15 protein-coding genes are annotated in these 12476 nt (G+C 35.5%); 1 reads left to right on the forward strand and 14 read right to left on the reverse strand.

Annotation, left to right across the window (positions count from 1 at the left end; genetic code table 11):
* The 5 genes from ACXAGJ_RS22135 to ACXAGJ_RS22155 form a co-directional block, all read right to left on the reverse strand.
* Window positions 1-768: an IclR family transcriptional regulator gene (locus tag ACXAGJ_RS22135; RefSeq protein ID WP_474843026.1), complete on the reverse strand. Its 768-nt coding sequence runs from the start codon at window positions 766-768 to the stop codon at window positions 1-3.
* 26 nt (window positions 769-794) lie between these two features.
* Complete coding sequence (locus ACXAGJ_RS22140) at window positions 795-1211, reverse strand: RidA family protein (RefSeq protein ID WP_474843028.1); 417 nt, start codon at window positions 1209-1211, stop codon at window positions 795-797.
* Window positions 1212-1234: 23 nt separating this feature from the next.
* A complete protein-coding gene (locus ACXAGJ_RS22145) occupies window positions 1235-2632 on the reverse strand; it encodes an FAD-dependent oxidoreductase (RefSeq protein WP_474843030.1) in 1398 nt (465 codons plus the stop codon).
* The gene (gene kynU, locus ACXAGJ_RS22150; protein WP_474843032.1) at window positions 2632-3900 is read right to left on the reverse strand and encodes a kynureninase; all 1269 of its coding nucleotides are present in this window, start codon (window positions 3898-3900) and stop codon (window positions 2632-2634) included. The genes ACXAGJ_RS22145 and kynU overlap by 1 nt, the downstream gene beginning before the upstream one ends.
* A 110-nt stretch (window positions 3901-4010) precedes the next feature.
* Entirely contained in the window at window positions 4011-4877 is an 867-nt protein-coding gene (locus ACXAGJ_RS22155) for an AraC family transcriptional regulator (RefSeq protein ID WP_474843033.1), read from the reverse strand.
* Window positions 4878-5003: 126 nt separating this feature from the next.
* On the opposite strand from ACXAGJ_RS22155, the gene ACXAGJ_RS22160 reads away from it, so the two are divergent.
* A complete protein-coding gene (locus ACXAGJ_RS22160) occupies window positions 5004-6146 on the forward strand; it encodes an MFS transporter (protein ID WP_474843034.1) in 1143 nt (380 codons plus the stop codon).
* Between the two features lie 17 nt (window positions 6147-6163).
* Here ACXAGJ_RS22160 and ACXAGJ_RS22165 read toward each other — a convergent pair whose 3' ends face one another.
* The 9 genes from ACXAGJ_RS22165 to ACXAGJ_RS22205 form a co-directional block, all read right to left on the reverse strand.
* Window positions 6164-6889: a hypothetical protein gene (locus ACXAGJ_RS22165; protein WP_474843036.1), complete on the reverse strand. Its 726-nt coding sequence runs from the start codon at window positions 6887-6889 to the stop codon at window positions 6164-6166.
* An 86-nt stretch (window positions 6890-6975) separates the two neighbouring features.
* Window positions 6976-7344, reverse strand: coding sequence for a cupredoxin domain-containing protein (locus ACXAGJ_RS22170; protein WP_474843038.1), 369 nt, complete (start codon window positions 7342-7344; stop codon window positions 6976-6978).
* A gap of 129 nt (window positions 7345-7473) precedes the next feature.
* Window positions 7474-8022 carry a carboxymuconolactone decarboxylase family protein gene (locus ACXAGJ_RS22175; RefSeq protein ID WP_474843039.1) on the reverse strand — a complete coding sequence of 183 codons (549 nt, stop codon included), beginning with the start codon at window positions 8020-8022 and terminating at the stop codon, window positions 7474-7476.
* A gap of 166 nt (window positions 8023-8188) precedes the next feature.
* Window positions 8189-8344 (reverse strand): hypothetical protein, encoded by a 156-nt coding sequence (locus ACXAGJ_RS22180; protein ID WP_170864653.1) that lies wholly within the window; start codon window positions 8342-8344, stop codon window positions 8189-8191.
* Between the two features lie 153 nt (window positions 8345-8497).
* Window positions 8498-8860 carry a DoxX family membrane protein gene (locus ACXAGJ_RS22185; RefSeq protein ID WP_474843041.1) on the reverse strand — a complete coding sequence of 121 codons (363 nt, stop codon included), beginning with the start codon at window positions 8858-8860 and terminating at the stop codon, window positions 8498-8500.
* Window positions 8861-8908: 48 nt separating this feature from the next.
* On the reverse strand, window positions 8909-9382 hold the full coding sequence (locus ACXAGJ_RS22190; RefSeq protein WP_474843043.1) for a hypothetical protein: 474 nt from the start codon (window positions 9380-9382) through the stop codon (window positions 8909-8911).
* 116 nt (window positions 9383-9498) lie between these two features.
* Entirely contained in the window at window positions 9499-10338 is an 840-nt protein-coding gene (locus ACXAGJ_RS22195; RefSeq protein WP_474843045.1) for a helix-turn-helix domain-containing protein, read from the reverse strand.
* A 115-nt stretch (window positions 10339-10453) separates the two neighbouring features.
* Window positions 10454-11875: an amidohydrolase family protein gene (locus tag ACXAGJ_RS22200; protein ID WP_474843047.1), complete on the reverse strand. Its 1422-nt coding sequence runs from the start codon at window positions 11873-11875 to the stop codon at window positions 10454-10456.
* Between the two features lie 51 nt (window positions 11876-11926).
* Entirely contained in the window at window positions 11927-12463 is a 537-nt protein-coding gene (locus ACXAGJ_RS22205; protein WP_474843049.1) for a GNAT family N-acetyltransferase, read from the reverse strand.
* Window positions 12464-12476 lie beyond the last annotated feature (13 nt).

A 12476-nucleotide genomic window follows, 5' to 3' on the forward strand; every position in this document is an offset into this window, starting at 1 on the left:
TTAACTGAAAATATATTTTAACTGTTCTGCTGTGTGCTTAAGATCTCCAGTATAGGTTTTGATTTCATTTTTGTTAAATCGTGCAGAAGGCCCCGAGGTGCTTATTGCTGCTAAGAACTTTCCATTGACACCAAATACCGGAACTGCAACACAAACCAATCCGATTTCATTTTCTTCCATATCCAATGCAAAACCATTTCTTTTGATGTTCTCGATTTCCTCAATTAACTTTTGGGTATTCGTAATGGTGTTTGAGGTTACTGTTTCCAATTCTAATTGTGCTACGGTTTTATGATAGTCCTGTATACCAAAGGCGAGCATAATTTTCCCCAAACCTGTACAATGCAAAGGTTTTTCGCTACCTATTTGTGAGTTGATTTGCAAATCATGTCTTCCTACCACCTTATCCAAAAAATATACCTTTTGATTTCTGCAAATTGCAAGATGGGCAGTTTCTCCTGCTCGTTTGACCAGCTCTTCCATAAAAGGTCTGGCTTTGGAGATAAAATTTTTATGAATACTTACTTTTTGGCCAAGCTCAAATAACTTTAATCCTAATCGATATTTTTCGTTTTCTGGATTTTGCTGAATTACATTAAGGGCTTCCATAGTGGCTAGCATTCTATATACCGCACTTTTGTTTGTGCCCATTAAACGAGCAATTTCGGTAACCCCCAATTCTATTTTATCAGTAGAAAAACAATCCAAAATCTTGAACGCTTTTTCTACAGAGGTGTTTAGAATTTTTTTGTCTACCGTATCACTCATTTCTTGTGGATTTATGGCGTTGTTGATTAGGCTTGTTTCTTGTACGCTACTGCTTTGATCTCAATGAGCAGGTGCGGGTGAGGTAGTTGGTGAACCGCTACCGTTGTTCGAGTAGGGCCACTGTAATCAAAATACTGTGCATACACCTCATTGTATCCGCCAAAATCATTCATATTTACCAAAAAAGAAGTAATATCAATCACGTCATCTAGACTAGCTCCCTCTTCTGTTAAAATGTCATTGATATTTTCTAACACTGCCTTTGTTTGCGCCTTGATATCTAGGTTTGTTGTGCCAAATTCGTCGACTTCAACGCCCACAAAAGTATTATCTGGTCGTCTGGAGCTTGTTCCAGAAACGTATATAAAGTCGCCCACGCGTTTTACATGTGGGAACTTTCCTCTGGGAGTTGCTTTGCCTTTTACTAGTTTTCCGGTGTTCATTTTTAATGATTGTTTTTTTTAGATTACTTCAATCTGGCTATTTTATCTTCTTCCAGAATTTCATCGGTTTCTTTTTGTACTTGTTGTAGGATTTGTTTCATATCCAGATCCGCATCGATTTCTTTATCAGCAATCAAATTGAGCAGTGCTTTATCTTGGGCCCTACCTATTTTCATTGCTTTTGCATAGCTGATATGTTCGTTGAAAGTAACCATAGAATATTTTGAAGAATATTCCTCTGGAAATGCTTTTTCCAGTTCCATTTCAAGTTTTCTTTTTTCTTTGAAAATAGGATTGGCAACATGGTCTCTCATCTCATAATAGTTGTCTATGGCTAGGTCTGCAATAGCATCGGTATCTTCTTTTCTTGCTTTTTGATACATTTTAAATACAGTATCCCAATCACCTTCGTATTGATCTAGGATCTCATCAAAAACAACCACATCTTCAAAAGAGGCGTTCATTCCTTGTCCATAAAAGGGAACAATAGCATGGGCAGCATCCCCAATCAACAAAGTTTTTCCTTTATAATACCAAGGAGAACATTTTACAGTTCCTAAAGATCCGGTTGGGTTATTAAAAAATTCATTTTTAAGATCCGGAATTAGTGGTAAAGTATCCGGGAATTGAGATTCGAAAAACTCTCGTACTTTTTCAATGGTTGTGAGGTTATTGAAATTATACTCGCCCTCATCATAAGATAAAAATAGGGTCACCGTAAAGCTTCCATCTAGATTGGGTAAAGCAATAAGCATGTACTGTCCTCTAGGCCAAATATGCAGATGGTCTTTGCTGATTTGGTGATTACCCAATTGATCCGCAGGGATTTCTAACTCTTTGTATCCATGAGTTAAAAAGTTCTGTGAATAGCTAAATAAGAATTTCTTCTCTAAATAATAGCTTTTTCGCAATGCCGACCCTGCACCATCAGCTCCAAAAATCACATCTGCATCTACAGTAAATTCTTCTTTGGTGAGATAGCATTGAAATGTTGCTGTGGGTTTTTCGATATCAACACCAATGCATTTTTTATTGAAATGGATGTTTACATTTTCGTGTTTCTCGGCTTCTGTCAGCAATAAAGCATTTAGATCTCCACGAGATACAGAATTGATGTACTCGCCTGTTCTTCCCGAGTAGTTGGAAGCAAAAGTGTTTCCCTCGGTATCATGAATTAGTCGGCCATGCATAGGAATGCATAATGGCAATACTTTGTCTGCAATACCTACCATATCCAAGGCTCTTAACCCGCGATCTGATAGTGCGAGATTGATGGAGCGACCTGCAGAAATATCGGTAGTTCTCAAATCCGGTCGTCCTTCATATAATGATATTTTGTATCCTCGTTGTGCTAGGCGTAGTGCTAACATCGAACCACAAAGCCCTGCTCCAATAATAACAATATGTTCCTTTTTGCTCATTATAGCAATGTTTTTAAAATTTCGGTCATTCGATATACATCTTCAAAAGTATTGTAAAGCGGTACAGGAGCACAACGAATTACATCCGGTTCTCTCCAGTCAGTAATGATATGGTGATCAGTGAGTTTTTGATGTAAACTCTTATCTGCATGTTTCACCTGAATGGACAATTGGCATCCTCGTTCCTCGGGGTTACTCGGAGTAATAATTCGAATTCGATCCGTATCTATTTCGTTGATTAAATATTCAAAATATCCAGTAAGTGCTTTCGACTTTTCTCTTAGGTTACTCATGCCTACCTCTTCAAAAATATCAAGAGAAGCTTTAATAGCGGCCATGGATAGGATAGGAGGGTTGCTGAGTTGAAACCCTTCTGCACCTGGCATCACATCAAACTCTTGACGCATATTAAACCGAGTGTCTTTATTATGACTCCACCAACCTGCAAAACGTTTTAAATCTTTATTATACGCATGTTTTTCATGTACAAATAAACCTCCAAGACTACCTGGTCCGGAGTTTAGATATTTGTAGGTACACCAAGCCGCAAAATCTACTCCTGAGTCATGAAGATTAGGCATGATATTACCTGCACCATGTGCAAGGTCGATACCTACCATACAATTTTTGGCATGCCCTAGGTCTGCAATTTGTTTGAGATCTAGGTACTGACCCGTATAATAATTGAGTCCGCCAATTAATAGCAAAGCAATTTCATCTCCTTGTTCATCCAAAATTGTCTCCAGATCTTCCATCCGCAAAAGTTCCTCTCCTTCTCTGGGTTTCCATTCAATCAATCCATCTTTTGGGTCAAATCCATGGAAATGCAACTGAGATTCTACAGCATAACGATCAGAAGGGAAGGCATCACTTTCTATCACAATTTTGTACTTTTTTGCAGTGGGCTGATAAAAAGAAACCATCAATAAGTGCAAATTGGTAGTCAAGGTATTCATGATCACCACTTCTATAGGTTTTGCCCCCATTATTTTTGCCATACTATCGGTCAAAAATTCGTGATAAGGCATCCAGGGGTTCTTGGCTTCAAAATGACCTTCGACACCAAAATGAGCCCAATCTTTTAATTCTTGCTGAATATATTGTTGTGTGGTTTTGGGTTGTAATCCCAAAGAGTTACCACACATATAGATCCAATCTTTTCCATTACTGTCTTTGGGAATATGGAACTTATCTCTATACGCCGCTAGCTTATCCTTTTGATCTTGTTCTTTTGCGAAATCCAGACTGGATTTTTGTAAGGTAGACATAAACGTGTTTTAATTATTGAAACAGTGTTTCACTAATTTACAAAAATCATTGAGCCCAAAAAAATATTTGGTTTAATTTTTTGGAAAAGAATTGTTAAATACGAATCACTTTACAACTGCAATAATCGTTTACGGTATTGAGTAGGAGTATAACCCATATATTTTTTGAATTGTTTAGAAAAATAGGAAGGGTCGTTAAAACCACATTGATACATAGCTTCTGAAATGCTTGTATCTTCATGATTATCAAAAAACTCTTTGGCTTTTTTTATTCTGAATTCATTCAAAAAGCTAATAAAACTGCGGTTAGTCGTATTCTTAAATAGTCTACAAAATGAATTTGAAGTCAATCCTAGTCGTTGGGCGATTTTCTCTGATCCTATGTTTTCTGCATAATGTGTATTCACAAACTCATATACCGTCGCAATTCTTTCTAAAGAATGGTTACTGATATCTATAAAGGATTTGTTTTTTAAGAGTCGACGTTGATTGTTGGCGACAGAAAGTTGGTAGAGAATATAGACGGTATTAAGAAGTTGTTCTGTAGGATTTTGATTTTTGAGTTTCAAAAATTGATTGGATAGTTTTTTGTGTGTTTCTGAAGAGAGTATAATTCCGTTTTTGGCGGAATCTATAAATTTTGATAATCCATTGAACTCTGGAAAATGAACTAGTTTTTCTTCTACAAAACTCTCTGGAAATTGAATTACAACTTCAACATTTGTTTTGAAATCTGTATTTCCAAATGGCATATGCGGGATATTAGGCCCAAGAAATATTAGTAAACCGTCATCATAGGTCTCTGCGTAGGTATCGAGCTGTACTGTTCCTTTTCCATTTCTTATAAATACCAGTTCATACTCAGGGTGTAAGTGCCAGCTTACAATATTACATTGAGATTTATTCTTGTAATTGTAACTAGCTACTTTTAGTGAGCTGGATTGGTTCAAATAAATTTGTTCGTATAATACTCCCATAAGACAAAATTATCACAATTAGATTTTATAGGTGTGTTTTAGGGATATTTTGTCTTACAATTGGAATAATTTGTTTCAGTAGTCCCTGATTTATGTTTGTAATTTTGAGATAGTTAATCTCAAGGTATGAACTCACTTTTTTTATTGTGTAGTAGATCAAGGTATTTGGCACCAGCAGTGGTGTTTTCTACAATAAATGTTTTGTTCGGTACCTGGGCCATATACATACCTACTATCAAAAATAAGTTGGATATTGATGAAGGGACTTTAGGGGTTGCCATTTTCTTTATGGCATTGGGTACAATAACGATGTTACTTAGCGCTCCAGGGATTATCAAAAAACTATATGTTGGAAAAGCGACGGCCTATGGTATTTTGGGATTGCTTTTGGTATTTCCATTATTATTTGTTGCATCTTCATTTTATATGCTATGCTTTGTGATGTTTTTTGTAGGGATTTTTTCGGGTTTTACAGACATAGCTATGAATACTTTGGTTACCGAAATAGAAAAAGAGGATGGAGTACATATCATGTCTGCTAATCATGGTTTTTTTAGTCTTGGCGGAATGGTAAGTGCAGGGATTGGGACTTTCTTTTTGACTTCAGTTACTTATCCTCTTTATCATGTTCTAGTTGTGGTAGGAATTATGATTATTGTCAATGCGCTACTGGTTCGAAACTATATTCATATCGTCTCTAAAGAGGTCGAAGAGCTTACCTTTAATATTCGTCATTTTATCCCTTTGTTTGGGCTCATTTTAATAGGGTTTTGTGTCATGGCTTCAGAAGGAGCAATTGTAGATTGGAGTGCGCTCTACCTCGAGAAAGTGTCAAAAGCCAAAATTTCCTGGACTGGGTTTGGGTACACCGCCTTTTCTGCAACTATGGCATTAGGGAGGTTTTTAGGAGATGCTATTAGTGCCAAAATAGGCGCAAAACGTACTATTACGTTGGGTACTTTTATTGGAGGACTAGGTTTTGTTATGGTATTACTAGTCAATCCAATAATCGCTATTATCGGATTCGGATTTGTAGGCCTTGGTTTTTCGGTGATTGTTCCCGAATTATTCCGAATAGGAGGTCGAACCGAAAATATCGAAGCTTCTCAAGGTGTTTCTGCTATCGCCGGATCAGGTTTTGTAGGTTTTCTGGTTGGACCTGTTTTACTAGGTTTCTTGGCAGATATGTCTTCCCTACGACTTAGTTTTCTGGCATTGCTGTTGTTTGCTGCAGTATCTTTTGCAACGTCTTTTTTGATAAAGAAATAATCAGCTCTTTTATAATTCTATTCGGTTAGCACTTCAATATTAGAGAAGGACAATGTCCAATTCCCTTCATTTCTTTTATGAGTTTTGGCAATTTTAATACCTTCAAAAGTTTCATAATCTTCCCAAGAGGTAATCAAAGAAGGTTCTTCGCTATTCTGTTGTCTAAACACCCATTCTTTGATTACAAAATCTCCTTCAAAATAAAAATCATAAGCATCTCCAGGAGTATATCCTCCTTGATTTCGATAAATAACGGTTAGTTTTTGCATTTCTTTTCCGCTAATAGGAGCAATGGAGGTCATATAGTGTTTGGTTGCAAAACTCTTTTTGTCCCAAACCAAATTGAAAGGGGCTAATAACCAATATTTATCATTGATAAAACTTTGATCTGCTTTTTGATTTGTACTATCTATTTTGGTGGTGTTATATGTAATCGTGTCTTTGGCAGTGGTCATGGTAACCAAATCTTCTTTCGGTTTCCAACTCCATGAGCGCTCGTAATGAACGGTGTCGCGATCTACATTAAATGTAAATTTTATCTCCCTTACTTTATCCCATTGCTTTAAACCATTGGCAAATGCAATGGATTCTGTAGTCGAATATATTTTGGGCTTGCTGGTAGTCTGTGCGGGTTTTGGATCTCTTACTTCTACATCATCTTCATATACATCGGTTTTCTTGGTTTCATTTTTACAACCAGAAAGAAAAATAGTAAATAACAATAAAATTGATAAATATCTCATGTTTGTTCATTTTCTGGCAAAAATATAAAAAGAAAAACCTTGTTAATCTAGATTAACAAGGTTTTAGAATTTGATATATATGAAATCTACTCTACAGTCAATGTGTATTGTGGAGTTTTATTTAGCGGACAAAAGTAAGTATAAGTACCTTTCTTCAATGTAACGGTGTTTGAACTCTCTGTCTTTCCTTCAGCAACTACTTTGGTTACATAAGCTTCTTTGATGTGATTTTTAGCATCTGCAGCGTCTTTTCCTGCAGGAACTAATACAAATCCAACATCAGTACCAGCATTGTTGTTTGAGATGTTAAATACGTAACTACCTTCAGATAGTTTGATTTCTTTTTGAGTGAACTCTCCTTTAGTTTGCTCTAAAGCTACAGTTTTAACATCTTGTGCTTGTGCAGTAAAGGTAATTGCTAAAATGAATGTGAATAATGTGATTAAATTTTTCATAGTTTTAAAAATGATTAATATAAATGTTTATTGATTTTTTCGTTTTATAAACCTGAAAAGAAGAGGTTGGTTATTTGTATTCTCCTTTTCAGGTCATATTATGTTTGGGGTAACTCTAGTGGTTACTACTTATATTGTTGTAGTTTCTAGCGGTTGTGCTACTGGAAAATCTACAGGAACTTGTGTGGTGCTATGGATATAGTTTGATATGGTTTTATCTCCAACCAAAACAATAGTATCGATTAAGCTTCCTTTTGTGTATCCAGCTGCCAAGAAGTTTTCTACTACTTGTTGATCTGCTCTACCTCTGTTTTCTGTAACATTTTTAGCTAATTTTGCTAACGCATCTAATTTTGCGTCAAAAGAAGCATTACCAGCTCTTAGCTCTAGGATTTGCTCGTCGGTAAAACCGTTCATCTTTCCTATCGCTGTATGTGCAGATAAACAGTAGATACACTCATTTACTTGGCTTACGGCTAAGTTTACTACTTCTTTCTCTTTGGCAGAAAGCGAAGTCTTTGCATTAGAAAAGTTTAAATAGTTTTCTAGTGCAGTATCGCTATGTGCGTAAGTTGCATATAGATTAGGTACAAAACCTAGTGCTTTATTTAAATTGTCAAATATCGCTTGGTTATTAGCGCTTACTTCTTCTCTGGTTGGTACATTAAATGTGCTCATAATTTTTGAATTTTTTTGATTATCTGATGTTTAAATCAGTGTGTGTTGATAATATATTTTATTGCTTTTTGTAATATGAAACAAAGGTCTTTTAATACGCGTTGCAAAAAAATGTTCGTTTTTCCCGACTACTTGTCAAAATTTCCCTTGTTGTTTTTTTTAAGAATTAATTTTTGACAAAAGGTTTTTCGGCATCACAATAAAAATCATGAATCCCTTTTTGCTCACAATGTGTTTTAGGGCTTATTGAATTGATAATTTGCTTTCTTCCTTGTCTGAAAATCTCTATAAGATTAAAGATTGATTTATTTTGAATTCTCATTTGATTATTGATTTAAATTAACAGTACAAAGATGAGGTATATAAGGAGGTAATAAAATGCTGGTTCTTCCCTAAGGCTTGTCAATACTTCCCGGTAATAAAAAAACCTCTGCAAAAGCAGAGGTTTGTAATAAATCGTTTTAATGGTAATTCTTTAAAAGAATTTCACATCTTTTCTGTTGATCCAAAGTATGACGCCGCTTAGTACGAAGGTAATTACCGCAGTAATAAAAAGTACACCGCCATCATTGTTAATTTCAATACCTAATTTGGTCAAATGCATCATTATTGCACCACCAATTATTCCCAACGTTAACATTGCACCGATCCATGTGGTTTTTGGAATAAGCAACAAAATACCGGCAATAAGTTCTGTAATTCCAGTGCCAATTCTTCCGTAAGGTTCTAAGCCTACCTTGGTAAAAATATAGACACTGTCTGGGTGTGCAGTAAATTTAAACCTGAGGGTTTGAATCAAAATTATTGCCACGATAATTCGCAGCAATAGGGGTAACATTTTTTTCATTTGTGGAGTTTGTGTTTACTTTTTTCGCTTCCCTTGTGTTTATAAAACACTTGGTAATGCATCTATTTTCCCATTAAAAGTATTCTTTCTAGAGATAATATACAATTCTTCAAGATTTTTATCTTTTTGAAATTGTTGGATTAACTCTGGAAGGCGATCTCTTAGGAAATCTGCAAAAGCCTCAACGTCAACACTTCTGTTTGCTCCTTTTCGCAATGTTTTTAAATAAGCAACATTCAAAATTTCTAGGTTACTTCTTTCAGAAAGGAACAATAAATAGTCTTTATTTTGCTTTGCATCTCTAATCGCAGACACAAAATGAATTTCATTCTTCGCAATGATCTCTTTGTTATAGTTACTGAAATGGTTGGTGTATACTACTTCCTCTTTTTGATCATTTAGATATACTGTTTCCAATTCATCTTCGTAAGTTACTTGAGCATTGCTAATAGTTATGGTCATTACAAGAAGAGTAGTAATGACAAATCTGATATGTTGTATTGAATTCTTCATGACTTTTATTTTTTACCCGAACTATTTCGGTGGTTGTTTTTGATTGTGATACAAAGTTGGGGCAAAAACTAAAATAATGACATAGCTCTAATTCCTTAAAGCTTGTCAATTTTTCCCTATGCTGGTTCAGGTTTTAATTGTTTTTTGAACTCTGATGGAGAAAAAGAGGTGTGTTTTTTAAACATTCTGCTCAAATGAGACGCATCATCGAAACCAAGTTCATAAGCGATCTCTTTAGCAGTTTTATCGGTGTAAATTAGCAAACGCTTCGCTTCTAAAACGATACGATCATGAATAATCTGTAATGGGCTTTTTTCAAACTTTGCAAAATTGTTGGATAAGGTCTTAGGCGACTTAAATAGCTTATCGGCGTAAAAACCTACCGAATGTTCTTCTCTAAAGTGAAATTCAACCAATGCATTAAATTGTCTGATTAGATCTATTTGATCATCAACCGCGCTAAAATCATTTTGTTGTTTGATTAGACGTGTGGTGGTGATGATAAACCTTGCCATCAACATACGAAGCATTTCTGCTTGTATTGTGTCTACGGTATCTAGTTCTTCTAGGAAGATGTTATGAAATAATTCTAATTTGTCCTGTTCCTTTTGGTCCAGATGTATAGTAGGAATAACACTATTACCATAGAACAAAACTCCCATACAACTTACTTCTTTGTCGTGATCTTTGATACAATAGAATTCCCGGTTAAATTGATATACAATCAAATCGGAACCACTGATATATTTAAAAAACTGATTAGGAGTTAAGACAACAATATTGTTTTCGTCCACAGCAACATCGATACCATCAATCTCAAATACTGCTTTAGAATTCTTCACCCATATAAAAGTATACAGCCCAATAACTTTGGATTGTTTAAAGGGTTGAAGGATTTCTTCGTTGGCCACATTGAGTAAGGCTGTGGTTGAAAATTCTCTAAACTCTTTGATCATACTATAAAGGTCGGATTTTTACTCTTTTCATTACAGTATAGATGTAATAATTTATTGTTAATCTTTATAAGGAATTCTAAATCTCTAGAGATTGGCTGTTTAAAGAAATAGATGTTTAGTTTAATCCTACCATTCCTTGAACAGATTCAAACATTTTTTTTGAATCATAACCGAATCCATCTTTAAAAACAATTTCCATTTCTCGGATATTTTTAGGGTTTTGTTTCAGGCTGCCATTTATAAGAACCAGATCTGCTTTTTTTCCTTTTTCGACAGTGCCAATATCTTTTTGTCTTTCTAGATAAATAGCACCATTTAAAGAACATATTTTGATAGCCTCCTCAATACTAAAACCTGATTCTACTAGTATTTCTACAGTACGCTGATTCGCATATCCGGCTACTGTTCTTCCAGCGCCTGTAGGGTCGGTTCCAGCAACCAAAAGACCTCCTTTGTCATTAAATTGTTTGAGCCATTTTAGGTTTTTCTCAAATCGCTTAATCGCCGAAGAATCTTTGTTTACAACTCTATCATAGCGTTCCTGTATTTTTTCCTGAAATTGAGGTGCCAAAGCTTTTAGACCTCCTCCTGGTACTACCTCATGCCCAGTAAATGGTTCGAAAACCACGGGAGTAGTGGTTATCGCTGTTTTATTTTTGATTAATAGATCGATAAGTGAGTGTATTCTTGGGTCGTCGAGAGGAGCCTGATCCAAAGCTTTGCGAGCTACAAAAGGATCGCAGTGATTTTCTTCCTTATCATTTACAAAATCACTGGACACCATAAATCCGTGCTCCAAATTATCTATACCAATATTTGAAGCTTCACGATGCGTCAAAGAACATAAATGCCCAGTTACTTTTAGTCCTCTTTTATGCGCTTCAGTAACACAAATTTTTAAATCTTCTTTGGTGATATGATTGTAAACCTTAAAAGAAGTAACGCCTCTATCAGCCCAATAATTAACCAATTTGGCGACATCACTTGTCCCATTGATAAAACCGAGTTCAGGTATTTGATATCCTTCACGTTCGATAAAAGGACCGGTAACGTCCATTTTTGGCCCAGTCATTTTACCTTCATTGATCCATTTTTTTACATTAAGATCGGTTTCCGGTTGAATACTTCCGGCTGTTCTCATGGTAGTAACTCCGCCAGCAAGGTATAACCTGGGGAAGGTGAAGGTCATTTGTCCAACACTAAACCAATTTTCAAAAGGTTTAGGATAAAACATGTGCTCATGAAGCATCACTAAACCGGGAATAACTGTTTTATTAGTCCCGTCAATTGCCAGAGCGTTTTCTGGGATTTTTATGGAGTCACTATCTCCTACGGCATCAATAATTCCATTTTTAATGACGATCGTTTGGTTTGATTTTACAGGGGCACCCGTACCATCGATAATCGAAACATTAGTGATTGCTACTAATGAAGAATCGACCGTGATGAATTTTTTTACTTGTTGCGTAAAATCTTGTGCACTAATATGTAGCGAACTAAGGATTAGAGTTAGAAGTACAAATAGTTTAGCTTTCATGATTGACTTAATAAAGTTTAGCAAAGTACTAAGATGCGAAATTCTTTTGAACTACCATTTTTGGTCCATCCAGGCTTGTTTGGTAATACTGAAAACGTTGAAAACTTCGTCTGTTATTTTTTCGAAGGTCATTCCGTTTTTGAGAGCTACTTTTTCAGAACCAATGTTATCGAAATGTACCACAGAAACCAGCGAATCTGCAAAGTTGTTTTCAAAAGCATAATTTTTACATTTCAAAGCAGCTTCGTAAGCATATCCTTGTTTCCAAAACTCTGGTAGTATAGAATATCCAACCTCGAGTCTTTCTTCGTCATCTATGGTTTGGACTAATAATCCGCTTTGCCCAACAAATCGATCAGTTTTTTTATCAATCAGTACATTCATTCCTCCTAATTGTTTGTTATATCTATTATTAGTTTTGTCATACCATGCTTGACAAAGCTGAGAAGGAGATAATTTGGGATCCAAACCAAGGAATTCTGCTACGTGATCCTCTTTGAATAAGTTGGTCCACTCATCAAAATCATTGTCTTGTAATAACCGAAATCGTAATCTTTCGGTTTCTTGGTCTGTGAGCAAATATTTCATTTAAAATAGAATT

The organism is Aquimarina sp. AWH4_224 (assembly GCF_056160245.1).